This window comes from Cryobacterium sp. N22 (assembly GCF_002929555.1).
Classification (GTDB): domain Bacteria; phylum Actinomycetota; class Actinomycetes; order Actinomycetales; family Microbacteriaceae; genus Cryobacterium.
In genome coordinates, this window is sequence record NZ_PJJP01000038.1 from 201,576 (window position 1) to 217,396 (window position 15,821).

Genomic DNA, 15,821 nt, shown 5'->3' on the forward strand with positions numbered 1-15,821 from the left:
CGCTCCCTGCTTCTGGACTGCGCCCAGGTCAGCGGGAGCTGATCGAGGCGAACTTACGAATGCACAATGGCACAAACACCACGAGCAGCACAACGACCCCGATGAGCACGGTCAGCACCGGATTCTGCAGCGTCCAGACATCCGGCACCGGAGCGCTGCCCTCGTTGCCGAAGAGCTCGCGGGCGGCCTGCACGAGAGCGGACACCGGGTTGAGTTCGGCGAAGACGCGCAACGGGTCCGGCAGGGTCTCGATCGGCACGAACGCGTTGGAGATGAAGGTGATCGGGAACAGGATGATGAACGACGCGTTGTTGATCACCTCGGGTGAGCGCACGCTCATGCCCAGCAGCGCCATCACCCAACTGAAGGCGTAGCTGAACAGCAGCAGCAGCCCGAGGCCGGCGAAGAATTCGCCCACCGAGGAGTTCACCCGCCAGCCGACCAGGAAGCCGGTGGCCATCATGATGATCATCGAAATGGTGTTGAGCACCAGGTCCCCGTTGGTGCGGCCGACCAGCACCGCCGAGGAGCTCATCGGCAGGCTGCGGAACCTGTCGATGATGCCGTCCTTGAGGTCCTGGGCCATGGCCGACCCCGAAAAGGTGGAACCGAACACCACGGTCTGGGCGAAGATGCCGGCCATCAGGAACTGCACGTAGTCGGTGCCCTGCACGCTGATGGCCCCGCCGTAGACCTGGCTGAACAGCAGCACGAACATGATCGGCTGGATGACCGCGAACACGAGCATGTCCGGGGTGCGCTTGATCTTGATGAGGTTGCGCTTGGTGGTCGTCCAGCCGTCCGAGTACCACAGCGACAACGGGTTCCAGGTGGGTGGTGCCGGGGCTGGCCTGGTGGCGGTGGCCGTCATTTCACCTTCTCCATCTTCTCGTCTTCGTTCTCGCCCGCCGCCATGTCGGCCTTGTGCCCGGTGAGCTTGAGGAACACGTCATCGAGGGTGGGCCGGCGCATGCCGGCGTCGTGCAGTTCGATTCCCGCGGTACGCAGGTCGGCGAGCACGTGCTGCAGCGCCGGCGGGCCGTCGGTCACGGCCACATCGATGCCGCGGCCGTCGCTGGAGACCTGCGGTTCGCCCGCGCCATACCGGGCCAGCACCTCGCGGGCGGCGTTGGCGTCGGCGGCGTCGACCAGGGCGATCACCACCCGGTGACCGCCGATCTGCGCCTTGAGCTCGTCGGAGGTGCCCTCGGCGATGACCTTGCCGTAATCGATGACCGCGATGCTGTCGGCGAGCTGGTCGGCCTCCTCGAGGTACTGGGTGGTGAGCAGCACCGTGGTGCCGTCGTCGACGAGCTTGTTGATCACGCCCCACAGCGCCATCCGGCTGCGCGGGTCGAGCCCGGTGGTCGGTTCGTCGAGGAAGAGGATCTTGGGGTTGAACACCAGGGCACCGGCCAGGTCGATGCGTCGCCGCATGCCGCCGGAGAAGCCCTTCACCGGACGGTTGCCGGCCGCGGTGAGTTCGAACAGGTCGATCAGCTCCTGCGCCCGCCGCCGGGAGGCCGCACCGCCGAGGTGGTAGAGCCGGCCCACCATTTCGAGGTTCTCGAAGCCGGTGAGGTTCTCGTCGACGGCCGCGTACTGGCCGGACACCCCGATGATGCTGCGCACGGCCTTCGGGTCGTCGAGCACGTTGATGCCGTCCACGACCGCAGTGCCGGTGTCGGGCCGGATGAGGGTGGTCAGGATCTTGACCACCGTGGTCTTGCCCGCACCGTTGGGCCCGAGGATCGCCTTGACCGTGCCGCGCGGCACGGTGAGGTCGAGTCCGGCGAGCGCGTGCACCGGTCCGGTCTTGGATTTGTAGGTCTTGGTGAGCCCTGAGGCTTCGATGATTGTCATGCCATGCCCCTGCCGTCGGATGGCTATGCTGGTATGTGTACGTTGTGCACATGTGAGCTTTTATCGTAACGAAACGGATGCGCGTTGACAACGGGTCTCGGCACTTCTCCGGCACGAACTTCGTACCGGCACGGCGACCTGCGCCGTGCCCTCATCGAAGCCGGCGTCGACCTGGCCGGCGAGGGCGGGCCATCCGCCGTCGTGCTGCGTGAGGCCACCCGGCGGGCCGGGGTGACACCCAGCGCCGCGTACCGGCACTTCGCCGACCGGCAGGCGCTGTTGGACGCGGTCTGCTCCAGCTGCCAGGCCCTGGTGGCGCGGGCGATCGAGGCCGATCAGGCGCGCATCCACTGCGACGATGCGGCCGAGGCGGCGCGGCTGCGCTTTCGTGCCGTGGGCACCGGCTACCTGCGTTTCGCCCTCGAGGAGCCCGGCCGGTTCCAGACCGCGTTCTCGGCCTCGTCGGACCTGGAGAGCGCCACCAGCTCGGCGCGCGCCGGCGAGCACGGTCTCACCCCGTTCCAGCTGCTCACCGTCGCGCTCGACGATCTTGTGACCGAGGGTCTGCTGCCCGCCCAGCGCCGGCCGGCGGCGGAGTTCCTGGCCTGGTCGGCCGTGCACGGGTTGGCGGAGCTGTTCATCGACGGGCCGCTGCGGGCCCTGCCGGACCCGGTCAAGCAGACCCTGATCACCCGGGTGATCGACATGGTGGAACAGGGGCTGTAGCCCGCTCAGCCCACCGAGCCCACCTCGACGCTCCCATCCGGACGCCAGGTGAGGTAGGTGTTCGTCGGACCCATCGCCGAGCCGTCGTCCGGCGACGAGAAGATCCCCTCCGACGCCCAGTACAGCCGCAATCCCGTGGACGGGAAGTCCTGCTCCAGGGTGCACGTCGACAGGTAGTCCATGGTCAGCGGCACCACGATCAGGCAGACCATGTTCGAGGTCGTGCGGGCGACGTAGTAGACAATCTGCGGTGCGGGGCCCGCGTCGACCGAGCCCATCGAACCCAGTTGCCGCAGGGTCGCCACATCGAACCCCTCGGGGAGCAGGATCGCGGGGAGGTCCTCTGGCGTCTGCTCCCGCTGGAAGGCCGACAGCGCGAGGGGTTGTGGCGTGCCGGCCGCGGTGGCCGAGGCTGTCGGCGCGGGCGCCGCACCCAGCCCGGTGAGGGCGGAGAGCGGGCCGCCGACGATCACGCCCAGCAGCACCGCGGCGGCGAGGCCGGCGATGAGCAGCACCCGCCGGCGCGGGGCCGCGGGACGAGGAGCATCCGCCGCCGGGCCGTCATCCGCTTCGCCGGGCCCGTCGGGTTCGGGAGTGTCCCCGGGGCCGCCCCGGTCGTCGGCTCCGGCGAGCGCCCCGCCGACCCCCGTCTGCGCGGCCGTGCGGCGTCTGAGGTCCGCGTGCGCGGCGGTGATCGCCTCCGTGGCGGCAGAGCGTTCGGCCACGATCTCGGCCTCGAGCTCCCGCACGACCTGGGCCACCGCGTGGTCGCCGGCGGCGTCGCCATCCGCCGCGAAGACCCGGCGTTGCAGCTCCCGCAGCCGGTGGATGGGCGACGGGCTCCCGCTAGGGGCCGGGTCCTCCGGGTGCCACTCCCACCAGAGCGCATCGAGCAGACTCCACCGGCCGGTATGGGCCGCGGCTGCCGCCGCCCGGAATTGCGGATCGGCCAGCGCCAGGTCATACGGGTCGTCGTACACATTCTGAGCCAATGAAACCCCCATCATTGTTGCACCCAGCCTGACACACGCCCCGCCGGCTCAGGGAATCAGCGACCGGCCAGACCCGCGCGTCTCGATCGTCGAGTCGCTCAGCCAGGCCACGGTGATGTCCATCACCATCGCCCGGCCGTCCTGTTCCATCGGCAGGAAGTCGGTGCTCTGCCAGGACAGCCGCAGCCCGGTCGACGGGAAGCCCTCCTCGCGGGCGCAGGTGGTCAGGTAGCCGGCGCCCTCCGGAACCGCTACCAGGCAGACCAGGTTCTCCGCACCTCTGGCCGCGTAGTACGGCGAGTCCGTCACCCCGTTGGCGTCGGAGTCCCGCCAGCCCGCCGCGCCCAGGTACCGGAACGAGGCCGGGTCGTAGGCCGCTGGCAGCGGTACGCGCGGGATGTCCTGGCCGGTCTGGACCCGGGCGAACACCTGCGCGGCGATCACCGGCACGGCCGACGGGGTCGCCGACCCGGTGCTGCTCGCCGCGGGCGTGGGCGCCAGGGCGCCCGGCGGGTTCGCGGCCGTGACCTGACTGCCCAGGAGCGCGCCGAGCAACAGCGCCCCGACCAGTCCTGCGCCCAACAGCAGCCGGTTGCGCTGTGGTGCGGGATCGGGAACCGGGCCGCCGTCCGACAGGTCCGGTGGCTCGGCGGCCCCGTCGGAGATCGGCGCTCGATCGGCACCAAGTGCGGTCGGCGGTGCGGTGGCGGGCCGCGTCGAATCGACTGCAGGTGTTCGTTCCCCTCTGCCAGCAACCTCCTCCCCCGCCCCCGCCGCGGCGAGGGCCGCGCCGATCGCCGCCCGCTCGGCCGCGATCTCCCCCTCCAGCTCTCGGGCAGCCGCGGCCACGGCGCCGTCGCCGGCCGCGTCGCCATCCGCGCCGAACAGCCGGCGCTGAAGCGTGCTCAACCGGGCGCTGGGAGACGGGCTGCCGCTCGGGGCAGCCTCGGACGGATGGGACCACCACCAGAGCGCGTCGAGCGCCGGCCACCGGCCCCGATGCGCCGCGCTCACAGCCCGCAGAAAGTCCGGATCGGTCAGGGCGCGCTCGTACGGGTCATCGCCACGCCGCGCCTGTGCCACGGGACTCCCCTCATTGGTGCGCACATCCTGCCACCATCCTGCCGATCCGGCCCGGGCCCGCTGCCACCCTTGCCCGGCCGGCGCCGCGGCTGCCACACTGACCTCATGGCCGAGCAACCCGACAGTGTGCAGGCGTACATCGAGGCGTTCCCTGGCGAGGTGCAGCCGGTGCTGGCCGGCATCCGCGCCGCCATTCTCGCGGCCGCGCCCGGCGCCACCGAAACCATCAGCTACGGGATGCCCACGGTGGCGCTCGACGGTCGCCTGCTGATCTACTTCGCCGGCTGGAAACGGCACGTGGCGCTGTACGCGATCGGTGGGCAGGACGCGGAGCTCGAAGCGGACCTGGCGCCGTTCCGGGCGGAGAAGGACACCGTGCGGTTTCCGCTGAATCGCCCGGTGCCCTACGACCTGGTCGAACGGCTCACCCGCGCCCTGATCGCGGCCCGCACGGCTTAGCCCCACCTGCCGCCCCGGCATTGGCTGGGCGGTGTACGGGTGGCAGGATGCCCGCATGATGGCGACCGACATCCGCATCGACGCGTGGGGCGGACCGCGTCAGGCACGCTGGCAACAGGCCGTCGACTGGCCACTCACCATCGCAGCGATCCTCTTCCTGGTCGCCTATTCGATTGCGGTGATCGCCGACGTCGATGTCGCCACCGCGGACCTCCTGCGGGCGCTGATCCTGGTCAGCTGGGCGCTCTTCCCGGTGAGCTATCTCGTGGAGATCTTCCTCGCCGACCATCGGTGGCAGTGGGTGGTGCACCATCCGGTGAACCTGCTCTTCGTGTTGATGCCCCTGCTTCGGCCACTGCGCCTGCTGCGGGTCGTCGCTCACAGCAACGTCTTCCAGAATTCCGCGGGTACGGCCTTCCGCGCCCGGGTGCTGGTCTACCTCGCCGGCGCCGCGATCCTCGTCACCTACATCGCCGCCCTCGCGGTGCTCGACGCAGAACGGGCGGCCCCGAACGCCAACATCACCTCGTTCGGCGACTCGCTCTGGTGGGCCGCCGTGACCATCACCACCGTCGGCTACGGCGATTTCACGCCGGTCACCCTCCGCGGACGCGCCGTCGCCACCCTTCTGATGCTCGGCGGCGTCGCCGTGCTCGGCGTTCTCACGGCCACGCTCTCGTCCTGGCTCGTGCAGCGGGTGTCCGAGGCCGAAGACCGCCGCAAGTAGCCTGGCGGCCGTGATAAACACGAATAGGGCCAGCGAGGCGGGAATGATACACTCTCCGAATACCCTTAACGAACCGCTGTGCCATTTTCAGTCGCGTGTTGTATCCAGTGAGTTGCCCTGGGTGCGTCGAATCGGCTGTGGCAGCACCGCGGCGGAGCACGGCTGGCGCCCCGCGCCGCCGTCCGGGTGATACGTCAACCACGCTCAACGAATTATGAGGCTGCATCAGATGATTTTCGAAGTCGGCGAGACCGTCGTCTATCCCCACCACGGCGCGGCAACGATCACCGCTGTCGAGACCCGCACGATCAAGGGTGTCGAGAAGCGTTACATCACGCTCACCGTGCACCAGAGCGACCTGGCCATCAACCTGCCCATCGACAACGCCGAGCTCGTGGGCGTGCGCGACGTCATTGACGCCGCCGGTGTCGAGGCCGTCTTCGACGTGCTCCGCAGCGACGTCGAAGAAGAGCCCAGCAACTGGTCGCGTCGTTACAAGGCCAACACCGAGAAGATGGGCAGCGGCAGCGTCTACCGCGTCAGCGAGGTCGTTCGCGACCTGTGGCGCCGCGACCGCATCTCCGGCGTCTCCGCCGGTGAGAAGCGCATGCTCATCAAGGCCCGCCAGGTTCTCGTCTCCGAGCTCGCGCTCGCGCAGAAGTCCACCGAAGAAGAGGCCTTCGTCACCCTTGACGACGTGCTGAACGCCAGCGTCGCCGAAGTCGCCTAGTTCACCACCCTTAGCGCGTCGCCGGATGAGCAGCCTGCTGGTTGCCGTCCGGCGGCGCTTTTGTGTTGCCGCGGCACTGGTGGCCCTGGCAGTGTCCGGCTGCGCGGCCGGGCCTCCGACCGCATCCGCCCCGGTGCCGCCACCGGTCGGCGGTGGCCTCGACTACCAGCTCGGCGGCGCCTACGACCCGCCCACCGGAGTGGACGTCGTGGTGCGTGACAGCACCGATGAGCCCGCCGCCGGCGTCTACTCGGTGTGTTACCTGAACGGGTTCCAGACCCAGCCGGCCGACTCCGAGCGGATGCTCGCGGACTCCCCCGAGCTGATCCTCACCGCCGGCGGCGGGCCGGTGCGCGACGAGAACTGGTCGGACGAACTGCTGTTCGATACCGGCAGCGCCGGCAAGCGCACCGCCCTGGCCGCACTGCTGCTCCCCCAGGTGACGGCCTGTGCCGCGGCCGGCTTCGACGCCGTGGAGCTCGACAACCTCGACTCGTACACCCGGTCGGCCGGACTGCTCACCGCCGAGGACAATGTCGCGTTCGCCCGCATCCTGGTCACCGGCGCGCACGGCGAGGGCCTGGCGATCGGTCAGAAGAACGCCGCCGACCTGGCCGGGCCGCTCTCCGAACTGTTCGACTTCGCGGTGGCCGAGGAGTGCGACCGCTGGCAGGAGTGCGGACTGTACCGGGCGGCCTACGGCGACCGGGTGCTGGCGATCGAGTACGCCGACGACCTGCGCGAGGACTTCGCCGCGGCCTGCGCGGTGCCGGGCCGCCCGCGGTCGATGATTCTGCGCGACCGTGACCTGACCGTGGCGGGTGCGGTCGGCTACGTCTATGAACGCTGCTGAGCGGGCGGTTCCGGGGGCGCGACCAAACCATCCGGGCGAGGGCGGCGAACCAGTGTTGTGAGGCGATCCGGCCTCCGGTCAACCACCAGGAGCTCCCCATGCGTTTCATCCCCACCAAGGTCCACGCGGTCCTCGACTACGTCGTTGCGATCGCCCTGATCCTCGCCCCCACCATCTTCATGTTCGAAGAGGTCGGCGGCGCCGCCGTCATCGTTCCCCGCGTCCTCGGCGTCGGCCTGATCCTGTACAGCCTGTTCACCCGCTACGAGCTGGGCCTGGTCAAGGTCATCGGCATGCCGGTCCACCTCATCTTCGACGTGCTGGCGTCGGTCGTGCTGATCTTGTCGCCGTTCCTGTTCGGCTTCAGCGACGAGGCGCCGAACGCCTGGCTGCCGCACATCGTCGTCGGCGTCGCCGTGATCCTCGTCGTGCTGTGCTCGAAGAGCCAGCCCGGCGCCCGCGTCTCCGGCACCCGGGCGCACGCCGGCAGCGTCGCCTGAGCCGCACTGCCCTCGATTGCGGCAGGCGCCCCCACGCGGGGCGCCTGCCGCTTTTTCGCGCATCCGGTGCGCTCGGTATCGTGCGCTCGAATCGCCGCAAAGCGCCCTCTCGAAGCACCCAAAAGAGCGTTTTTCGGCAAGTCGGCGAATCTCCTGTTCTCGACTTGCCGCGAAGTGCCCCATCAGGACGTCCCAAGGGGCGTTTTGCGGCGACTCGCGGGCGGGCGGATGCGGGGCGGCCGCGGCGGCTGTTGGTGCCGTGCGAATCAACATCAGTGGCTCAATTCTGCTGGGGATGGTGAGTTCTGACACTTCTCAGCGGCGCGCAAGTCCCCCCTGCCCCGCGACATGCCAGTTGGGGCCCCCTGCGCACCTCGGAAGGGGCCGCAACTGGCAACTCACCCCAGCACCGCCGACTGACTTGCCAGTTGTCGCCCAAAATGCTCGCTCGTGTGGGCCTCAACTGGCAAGTCGCGGGCAGCGCTAGCGGGCCGGGCGCAGCATGCGCCAGAGCACCGCGCGTTCGGTGACGGACCAGAGCGCGCTCACCGTGAGGTAGATCGCCGCTGCCAGGGGCACGAAGGCCGCGAAGACCACGCTGATCAGCGGCATCCAGCTCAGCATGCCGGTCATGGTCGCTTGGGCAGCGGGCGAGAGCGCACCCGGAGCGGGCGGTACCGCTGCTGCGGCCGGCGCGGTCGCCGCGGCACCGGGGGCCGGAGCGGCGGCCGCGGCGCCCTGGGCGAGCATCAGCCGACGGCTGAGCAGTTGGGCCACCAGCAGCACGACGAGCAACACGCCGCCGACCAGGAGCACCGTCGGGGTGGGCCCGGCGCCCCAGCCGGTGAGGATGCTGGTGCCCAGCGGGCTGCCGAACAGGCCGCCGGCGAGCAGGGCGTTGTTGTGCCCGTTGATGGTGCCCAGCACGAACAGACCGTAGACGATCGAGAGGATCGGCGCCTGCACCAGCAGGGGCAGGCAACCGGCCAGCGGGGAGGCGTTCTCGGCGGCGTAGAGGGCGGCCGTCTCGCGTTGCAGGCGCTCCGGATTTGTGCCGTGTAGCCGGCGCAGCTCGGTCAGGCGCGGGGCGAGGCGTTGGCGCTGCTGTTGCGCGCGCGCCTGCGACACCCCCACCGGGATGAGCACCAGGCGCAGGGCGAGGGTGAGCACGATGACGGCCAGGGCCGCCGCGTTCGCGGTGGCGAACGGGGTGAGGAACAGGGTGAGGTTGTGCAGAACGGCATAGGCCGCGTCGAGCACGGCCGCGATGGGGCCGAAGGCATAGATGTCCATGGAAAACTCCCGGTCGGAATACGGAAAAAGCGGAACCGTATGGTCGCGACAGGGGTGCGTGGCACCCGGCGGGTGCGGCGCGAGAGAGCTCCCTAGGCGACCGGGAGGGCGCGGCCCGGGGCGCGCGGCTGGGGCTTGCCCGGCGCATCCGGAACGCTCTGGCCGACCTGGGAGGCCAGCTCGGGGTAGGGCCGGGCGACCGGGGTGGGGGCGCCGGTGAGCACCATGACCAGCATGGCGAGCACCTGTTGGGCCGCGCCGGTGACGGCCACGGCCGAGGCGGCCAGGGTGAACAGGGCCGCCAGGGCGAGCAGCTCACCGAAGCCGCGGCCGCCGAGGGACAGCGCGCCGAGGCCGAACCCGGACCCCAGACTCAGGCCGAGCAGCACCGCCAGGCGGGACATCGGGGACGCCAGCGGCGGCAGTAACGTGCGTGCGCGCATCCGGTTCCCCTTTCTTGGGTCGATCCGGCCAGCCTAGCCGGACTCAGCGGGGATGAGCTCAGAGCGCCCGCATCGAATTGTTGCGCTTCTCGTGCGTGAGCTCGGCCAGGCCCAGGTGCTCGAGCAACGGTGGCAGGTACATGCCGAAGCGGCCACGGTAGCCCTTGCGCAGGCCGTACCAGCCGCCGACCGGATTGTCGGTGGACCGGCCCCACGCTTCGACGCTGCCCTCCGGCGCGGCCTTCTGTTCGTCACTGGCGCCGAGCGGAACCCAGTCGCCCTGCTCGACCAACCACGCGTGCAGGTCGTCGATGGCCCTGGCCTGATACTTCAGGGTCGTGGCGCCCACCTGGCAGACGAGTTCGTCGCCCTCGCGGTACATCGAGTACGTCGAGGTGCCGGGCGGGGTCGTGAGCTGCCAGGGGGCTGCGGGCGTTCCGTCGGTCATCAGGGTCTCCACTCGTCAGCGAATGCCGGGAGCCCACCGGCTCCCGTCCGCCCCAGCCTAGGCCGGGTGCCGCAAATCTCTACGGTGCCACCACCCCACCGAGTACGCTGAGCGCACGTGAATCAGGGAGGACCGCGCATGGCGAAGAAGGATGCATCCGCCACACCCCGCATGGACAAGAAACTCTACGAGGGTGAGCTGCGCACGCTGCAGTCCGACCTCGTGACCATGCAGGAGTGGGTCCGCGAGTCCGGCGCCCGGATCGTGGTGATCTTCGAGGGTCGCGATGCGGCGGGCAAGGGCTCGGCCATCAAGCGGGTCACCGAATACCTCAATCCGCGCATCGCGCGCATCGTGGCGCTGCCGGTGCCCACCGACCGCCAGCGCGGCCAGTGGTATTTCCAGCGCTACATCGAACATCTGCCCACGGCGGGCGAGATCGTGCTGATGGACCGGTCCTGGTACAACCGCGCGGGCGTCGAGAAGGTGATGGGCTACTGCACGCCCGACGAATACCGCCGGTTCCTGCACCAGGCTCCCCTGTTCGAACGGATGCTCGTCGAAGAGGGCATCATCCTGCTCAAGTACTGGTTCTCGGTGTCCGACCTGGAGCAGGAACTGCGCTTCAGGTCGCGGCTGAACGACCCGATGCGGCGCTGGAAACTGTCGGAGACGGATGTGCTCTCGATCACCAAGTGGGTGGACTACTCCAAGGCGAAGGACGAGATGTTCGTGCACACCGACATCGCCGAGGCCCCCTGGTGGGTGGTAGAGAGCGAGGACAAGCGCGCCGCACGCCTGAACATGATCAGCCACTTCCTGTCGATGGTGCCCTACGAGCAGATGGAGCCGCCGCCCGTGCACATCCCGCACCGGCCGCCGGCGTCGGACTACGAGCGGCCGCCCCGCGAGCTCACTCGCCCGGTGCCCGATCACGCGGCGCGCATCACCGAGCTGGCCGCGGAGGCGAAGGCGAAGAAAAAGAAGAAAAGCTAACCGGTCCGGCCAGAACTGTGGCCGGTGCGGACAATTGCGCCCGGCACACCGGGTGCAATTGTCCGCATCGGTAACAGTAGGGACAGCTAGGGAGTGGCGGCGGCGGGCGGAGACTCGGCCAGGAGGGTGCGGGCGGCAAGGCCGATGATGGCGCTGTAGGTGGGGTAGGCGAACCGCACGTGGGCCAGGGTGGCCACGTCCACGCCGGCGGCGATGGCCGTCGTCACCGACTGCACCACCTCGATGGCGTTCTCGCCCACGGCGTGCGCGCCGAGGATCAGCTCCCGGCGCCGGTCGGAGATCAACATCAGGAATCCGCGTTCCCTGTCGTCGATGACCGCCCGGTCCAGGCTCGCGTACGGCACCGTCGCGACCACGCAGAGCGGGTCGCGGGCGCGAGCCTGCTCCTCGGTGAGCCCCACCCCGGCGTAGTCGGGGTCGGTGAACCCGCCGGCGGGCAGCAGGTGGTGCGGGGTGCGACGGTTGGTGCCGAGCACGGCGTTCTCGGCCGCGGCCTCGCCCTCGAACTGCGCGGCCTGCACGAGCATGTCGCGGCCGTTCGCGTCGCCGACGGCGAAGATGTGCGACACCTCGCTTCGGAAGTACTGGTCGACGGGAATCGCCGACCGCGCCGTGGCCACGCCCGCGTTCGCCAGACCCAGGTCGTCGACATCCGCCGGCCAGCCCGTGGCCATGATCACGGCGTCGAACTGCCCGGAGACCGGTTCACCGGCCGTGCGCCAGGTCAGCACGATCGAGCCATCCGGCTGCTTCACCAGCGACTCGACGGTGTCGATGCCGGTGTCCACCCGGGTGCCCTGCTCGCGGAACGCCGTGGTCACGCCCGCGGAGACGGCGGCGTCCGAGGCAATCAGGATCCGCGGCGCCACGTCGAGCAACGTCACCCGTGAGCCGAACGAGCTGAAGATCGTCACCAGCTGGGCGCCGGTGTTGCCGCCGCCGATCACCGCGAGGCGTTCGGGCAGGGCGGGCAGGGCGAGTACGTGTTCGGGCACCGTGGCCAGTTCGGCGCCGGGGACCGGCAGCCGGCGCGAGTGGCCGCCGACGCAGATCAGGATGTTGTCGGCGCTGATGAGGCGGCCGCTGTCGAGCTGCACGGTGTGCGGGTCGACGAACCGGGCCCGCCCCTCCAGGACGAGATCGATGCCCGCGTCGCTGAACCGCTCGGCCTCGCGCTTGATCGACCGCACCCTGTCGACGGACTCGGTGACCCTGGCGGCCGTGGTGCGCCAGTCGAACCGCTGGATGACCGCCTCGATGCCGTAGGTCTCTGCGGTGCGCACCTCGCGCATCAGCCTGGCTGCCTTGGCGAGCGCCCGGGTGGGCACACAGCCGGTGTTGACGCAGGTGCCGCCGGTGCGGTCGGACTCGACGACGACGACCCTGGCGCCCAGTTCGGCAGCGCGGAGGGCCGCGGCGGTGCCGGCAGGACCGGCCCCGATCACGAGTATGTCGTAGTGCGATTGCGGCGCGGTGGCTGTGACGGGAACGGCGGGATCAGCGGGCATGAGAACCTCCTGGCAGCAGTACGAATCACCGACTTTGCCAGCGGGTCCTGGGAAAAGACCCTGACCAGCAGGTAGCTAGGCGGGGCCGGGCGCGCGTTTGGCTTCCTTTCCCTGGCCGGACTTTGCCGCCCGGCCGGCCTTGCGCAGGGCGCGTTGGCGGGCATCCTCGACCTTCATCAGGGTGCGGGTTTCATCGAGGTCACCGATCAGGGGGCGCCACCAGGCGGCCGCGGGGTCGGCATCCACCAGAATCGTACGGATCAGCAGGGTGAGCGGAATCGCCAGGATCGCGCCGATCGCGCCGAGCACGATGGCCCAGAACAGCACCGATGCGAAGGTGAGCGACTGGCTGAGGGCGACGGCGTTGCCCACCACGCGGGGCTGCACGATCGACTGCACGACGCCGTTGACGATCGCGTAGATCACGATCACGGGCAACGCGAGCTCCCAGCCGCCGGTGAGGAACGCGAACACCGTGGGCGGGATGATGGCGATGAAGTAGCCCACATTGGGGATGAAGCTGCAGAGGAACGACAGCAGTCCCCAGAGGAACGCGCCCGGCACCCCGAGCGCCACCAGAGCGAGGGCGTTGAGCACCCCCTGGGCGATGCCCAGGAGAGTGGTGGCCACCATGTAGCGGCGCACGCTGGACGCGAAGTTCGTCAGCGCCTCCACCAGGGTCGGTCGGGACGGCCGCAGCTGGTCGAGCAGGGTGGGCAGGTAGCCGGCGTCCGCGGCCATCAGGATCAGCATGGTGAGCACGATCACGAGGGCAACCGTGATGTTGGTGATGCTGCCGAAGAGCCCGGAGACCACCGTGACCAGGTTGCTCGGGTCGAAGCCCTCCTCGATCGCCTGCACCTGCGCGGCACCGAAACCGATGCTCGCGAGCCAGTCGGTCACCGCCGCGCCGATGTCGCTGAGTTGGCTGGCGAACTGGGGCAGCAGGGCGGCGAACTGGCCGAGGGCCAGGCCCAGCGCCGCCACGAAGGCCGCCAGAACGACGAAGACCGTTGCCACCACCGAGCCCGTGGCCAGGCCGCGGGGAACGCCGCGCCGTTCCAGGCCCCGGCGCACCGGTTGGGCGCAGATGGTCAGCACCAGCGCCAGGAGGATCGGCCCCGCGATGCCGGCGATGGCGGCCAGGCCGAACACCGCCACCGTGGCACCGCCCAGACCGATGAGGATCGAGGTGGTGCGCCGCGACGCGACCGGCGGGCCGACGATCACCGCCGTGCCTGGCGGTTGCGTCTCGTCCGGATGGGGTCGGGTCCTGGATCGGCGTCGCCACATGGGGGTCCCTTCCGCATCGGTTCGCGTCAGGCACAGTGTCCTCCCCCGCGCCCCGCCGCGGCGTCACCCGTTTCGGGTGAGCCCGGAGCCGAGGGTCAGCCGGGTGTCAGAGCCCGGGCAGGTGCCGGATGTTGGACCTCGCCATCTGCACAGCCTCACCCACCCCACCATTGAGCACGGTCTTCGACAGGGCCAGCGCGAAGCCCTTGACCTGCTTGGCGGTCACGTTCGGCGGCAGGGACAGCGCCAGCGGGTCGGTGACGATGTCGACCAGGGCGGGCCCGTCGTGGGCGAAGGCTGCCGTGAGCGCGGACCGCAGCGCGGCCGGATCCTCCACCCGCACGGCATGGAAGCCGAGCGCGGAGGCAACGGCGGCGTAATCGACGGCGGGGACATCGACCCCGAAATCGGGGTACCCGTCGACGAACATCTCCAGTTTCACCAGGCCCAGGGTGGAGTTGTTGAACACCACGACCTTCACCGGCAGCTGCTGCGCGACGATGGTGATGAGCTCGCCGAGCAGCATGGCCAGTCCCCCGTCGCCGCTGATGGTGACCACCTGGCGGTCGGGGTAGGCGCTCTGAGCGCCGATGGCCTGCGGCATGGCGTTGGCCATCGACCCGTGCAGGTACGAGCCGATCAGCCGGCGGCGCCCGTTGGGGGTGAGGTACCGGGCCTGCCAGACGTTGCCCATGCCGGTGTCGGCGGTGACGATGGCGTCGTCGGCGACGAGCTCGTCGAGCATGGCGGCAGCGAACTCGGGGTGGATGGGACGGCCGTGGCCGACATCCGTGTAGGTGCCGACGACGGAGCTGAGCAGTTTGTCGTGCTTCTTGAGAGTGCGCTCGAGGAAGGCCCGGTCGGTCTTCTTCGTCACCAGGTCGGTGAGGGCCGCCAGGGTTGCCGCCACGTCGCCGTGAACCGGATGGGTGACGCTGACCCGACGGCCCAGGTGGGACGGGTTGGTGTCGACCTGGGCGATGACCACCTTGGCGCCGTCGGGCAGGAACTGTTCGTAGGGGAAGTCGGTGCCGAGCAGCAGCACCAGGTCGGCGTCGTGGATGCCGGCGTGCGCGGCCCCGTAGCCGAGCAGCCCGGTCATGCCCACGTCGAACGGGTTGTCGTACTGGATCCACTCCTTGCCGCGCAGGCTGTGCCCGACGGGCGCGGCGACGAGGTCGGCGAAGGCGATCACCGCGTCGTGGGCGCCGGCGACGCCGGCCCCGGCGAAGATCGCGACGGTCTTGGCCCGGTTGATGGCGTCGGCCAGGGCGTGCACGTCGTCCGCTGCGGGCACCACGGTAGGTCGCCCCGGCAGCACGAAGCGGGGGACGGCGCCCTCGGCGTCGAGCTCGGCGACGTCACCGGGCAGGGTGACCACCGAGACGCCACCCAGTGCCACCGCGTGCCGCATGGCCGCGTTGATCACCTTGGGCGATTGCTCGGCGGAGGAGACCAGTTCCCGGTAGTGCGAGCACTCGGTGAAGAGCCGGTCGGGGTGGGTTTCCTGGAAGAAACCGCTGCCGATCTGACCGGTTGGGACGTGGCTGGCGATGGCCAGCACCGGCGCTCCGCTGCGATGCGCGTCGTAGAGCCCGTTGATCAGGTGCAGGTTTCCCGGCCCGCAGCTGCCCGCGCACACGGCGAGGCGCCCGGTGAGCTGGGCCTCGGCGCCGGCCGCAAACGCCGCGGCCTCCTCATTGCGCACGTGCACCCAGTCGATGCCGCCCTTGGCGGCTCCGCCGGTGCGGCGCACGGCGTCGACGACGGGGTTGAGGCTGTCCCCGACGATGCCGTAGATGCGGCGCACGCCGGCGTCCACGAGTTGGGCGATGATCTGGTCTGCGACGGTCTGAGCCATCGGTCCAGTAAACCCCGCGGCCCCG

At 70.0% G+C, this 15,821-nt stretch carries 17 protein-coding genes; 7 read left to right on the plus strand and 10 right to left on the minus strand.

From position 1 onward, the window contains the following. Positions 1–28 precede the first annotated feature (28 nt). Together CXY76_RS14895 and CXY76_RS14900 are read right to left on the minus strand one after the other, a co-directional pair. Positions 29–871: an ABC transporter permease gene (locus CXY76_RS14895; RefSeq protein ID WP_104165877.1), complete on the minus strand. Its 843-nt coding sequence runs from the start codon at positions 869–871 to the stop codon at positions 29–31. Further along, positions 868–1,863: an ATP-binding cassette domain-containing protein gene (locus CXY76_RS14900; RefSeq protein ID WP_104165879.1), complete on the minus strand. Its 996-nt coding sequence runs from the start codon at positions 1,861–1,863 to the stop codon at positions 868–870. The genes CXY76_RS14895 and CXY76_RS14900 overlap by 4 nt, the downstream gene beginning before the upstream one ends. 84 nt (positions 1,864–1,947) lie before the next feature. Here CXY76_RS14900 and CXY76_RS14905 point away from each other — a divergent pair, with 84 nt between their 5' ends. After that, positions 1,948–2,589 (plus strand): TetR/AcrR family transcriptional regulator, encoded by a 642-nt coding sequence (locus CXY76_RS14905; protein WP_104165881.1) that lies wholly within the window; start codon positions 1,948–1,950, stop codon positions 2,587–2,589. Between the two features lie 5 nt (positions 2,590–2,594). Here the strand turns inward: CXY76_RS14905 and CXY76_RS14910 are convergent, their stop codons facing one another. Further along, positions 2,595–3,581, minus strand: coding sequence for a hypothetical protein (locus CXY76_RS14910; protein WP_146073472.1), 987 nt, complete (start codon positions 3,579–3,581; stop codon positions 2,595–2,597). Positions 3,582–3,629: 48 nt separating this feature from the next. Continuing rightward, entirely contained in the window at positions 3,630–4,664 is a 1,035-nt protein-coding gene (locus CXY76_RS19445; protein ID WP_158253920.1) for a hypothetical protein, read from the minus strand. A 105-nt stretch (positions 4,665–4,769) separates the two neighbouring features. Here CXY76_RS19445 and CXY76_RS14925 point away from each other — a divergent pair, with 105 nt between their 5' ends. The 5 genes from CXY76_RS14925 (at position 4,770) to CXY76_RS14945 (ending at position 7,933) form a co-directional block, all read left to right on the plus strand. Further along, positions 4,770–5,123 carry an iron chaperone gene (locus tag CXY76_RS14925; RefSeq protein ID WP_104165890.1) on the plus strand — a complete coding sequence of 118 codons (354 nt, stop codon included), beginning with the start codon at positions 4,770–4,772 and terminating at the stop codon, positions 5,121–5,123. Positions 5,124–5,178: 55 nt separating this feature from the next. After that, positions 5,179–5,850 (plus strand): potassium channel family protein, encoded by a 672-nt coding sequence (locus tag CXY76_RS14930; protein WP_104165892.1) that lies wholly within the window; start codon positions 5,179–5,181, stop codon positions 5,848–5,850. 229 nt (positions 5,851–6,079) lie between these two features. After that, the gene (locus CXY76_RS14935; protein WP_066597804.1) at positions 6,080–6,580 is read left to right on the plus strand and encodes a CarD family transcriptional regulator; all 501 of its coding nucleotides are present in this window, start codon (positions 6,080–6,082) and stop codon (positions 6,578–6,580) included. 25 nt (positions 6,581–6,605) lie between these two features. After that, positions 6,606–7,433 (plus strand): endo alpha-1,4 polygalactosaminidase, encoded by an 828-nt coding sequence (locus CXY76_RS14940; RefSeq protein WP_104165894.1) that lies wholly within the window; start codon positions 6,606–6,608, stop codon positions 7,431–7,433. 98 nt (positions 7,434–7,531) lie between these two features. Beyond that, complete coding sequence (locus tag CXY76_RS14945; protein ID WP_104165896.1) at positions 7,532–7,933, plus strand: SPW repeat protein; 402 nt, start codon at positions 7,532–7,534, stop codon at positions 7,931–7,933. Positions 7,934–8,416: 483 nt separating this feature from the next. Here CXY76_RS14945 and CXY76_RS14950 read toward each other — a convergent pair whose 3' ends face one another. The 3 genes from CXY76_RS14950 to CXY76_RS14960 form a co-directional block, all read right to left on the minus strand. After that, entirely contained in the window at positions 8,417–9,226 is an 810-nt protein-coding gene (locus CXY76_RS14950) for a membrane protein insertase YidC (RefSeq protein WP_104165899.1), read from the minus strand. 92 nt (positions 9,227–9,318) lie between these two features. Continuing rightward, the gene (locus tag CXY76_RS14955) at positions 9,319–9,669 is read right to left on the minus strand and encodes a DUF6412 domain-containing protein (RefSeq protein WP_104165901.1); all 351 of its coding nucleotides are present in this window, start codon (positions 9,667–9,669) and stop codon (positions 9,319–9,321) included. A gap of 58 nt (positions 9,670–9,727) precedes the next feature. Continuing rightward, positions 9,728–10,117: a DUF6855 family protein gene (locus CXY76_RS14960; RefSeq protein ID WP_104165904.1), complete on the minus strand. Its 390-nt coding sequence runs from the start codon at positions 10,115–10,117 to the stop codon at positions 9,728–9,730. Positions 10,118–10,255: 138 nt separating this feature from the next. On the opposite strand from CXY76_RS14960, the gene ppk2 reads away from it, so the two are divergent. Continuing rightward, positions 10,256–11,113 carry a polyphosphate kinase 2 gene (ppk2, locus tag CXY76_RS14965; RefSeq protein ID WP_233199883.1) on the plus strand — a complete coding sequence of 286 codons (858 nt, stop codon included), beginning with the start codon at positions 10,256–10,258 and terminating at the stop codon, positions 11,111–11,113. 86 nt (positions 11,114–11,199) lie between these two features. Here the strand turns inward: ppk2 and CXY76_RS14970 are convergent, their stop codons facing one another. The 3 genes from CXY76_RS14970 to CXY76_RS14980 form a co-directional block, all read right to left on the minus strand. Continuing rightward, entirely contained in the window at positions 11,200–12,642 is a 1,443-nt protein-coding gene (locus CXY76_RS14970) for an NAD(P)/FAD-dependent oxidoreductase (protein WP_104165909.1), read from the minus strand. A gap of 75 nt (positions 12,643–12,717) precedes the next feature. Beyond that, a complete protein-coding gene (locus CXY76_RS14975; RefSeq protein ID WP_233199885.1) occupies positions 12,718–13,872 on the minus strand; it encodes an AI-2E family transporter in 1,155 nt (384 codons plus the stop codon). Between the two features lie 169 nt (positions 13,873–14,041). After that, entirely contained in the window at positions 14,042–15,796 is a 1,755-nt protein-coding gene (locus CXY76_RS14980) for a pyruvate dehydrogenase (RefSeq protein ID WP_104165913.1), read from the minus strand. Positions 15,797–15,821 lie beyond the last annotated feature (25 nt).

Coding starts and splice junctions, on each gene's coding strand:
- CXY76_RS14895 (WP_104165877.1), bottom strand. CDS start 871: ATGACGGCCACCGCCACCAGGCCAGCCCCGGCACCACCCACCTGGAAC.
- CXY76_RS14900 (WP_104165879.1), bottom strand. CDS start 1,863: ATGACAATCATCGAAGCCTCAGGGCTCACCAAGACCTACAAATCCAAG.
- CXY76_RS14925 (WP_104165890.1), top strand. CDS start 4,770: ATGGCCGAGCAACCCGACAGTGTGCAGGCGTACATCGAGGCGTTCCCT.
- CXY76_RS14930 (WP_104165892.1), top strand. CDS start 5,179: ATGATGGCGACCGACATCCGCATCGACGCGTGGGGCGGACCGCGTCAG.
- CXY76_RS14935 (WP_066597804.1), top strand. CDS start 6,080: ATGATTTTCGAAGTCGGCGAGACCGTCGTCTATCCCCACCACGGCGCG.
- CXY76_RS14940 (WP_104165894.1), top strand. CDS start 6,606: ATGAGCAGCCTGCTGGTTGCCGTCCGGCGGCGCTTTTGTGTTGCCGCG.
- CXY76_RS14945 (WP_104165896.1), top strand. CDS start 7,532: ATGCGTTTCATCCCCACCAAGGTCCACGCGGTCCTCGACTACGTCGTT.
- CXY76_RS14950 (WP_104165899.1), bottom strand. CDS start 9,226: ATGGACATCTATGCCTTCGGCCCCATCGCGGCCGTGCTCGACGCGGCC.
- CXY76_RS14955 (WP_104165901.1), bottom strand. CDS start 9,669: ATGCGCGCACGCACGTTACTGCCGCCGCTGGCGTCCCCGATGTCCCGC.
- CXY76_RS14960 (WP_104165904.1), bottom strand. CDS start 10,117: ATGACCGACGGAACGCCCGCAGCCCCCTGGCAGCTCACGACCCCGCCC.
- ppk2 (WP_233199883.1), top strand. CDS start 10,256: ATGGCGAAGAAGGATGCATCCGCCACACCCCGCATGGACAAGAAACTC.
- CXY76_RS14970 (WP_104165909.1), bottom strand. CDS start 12,642: ATGCCCGCTGATCCCGCCGTTCCCGTCACAGCCACCGCGCCGCAATCG.
- CXY76_RS14980 (WP_104165913.1), bottom strand. CDS start 15,796: ATGGCTCAGACCGTCGCAGACCAGATCATCGCCCAACTCGTGGACGCC.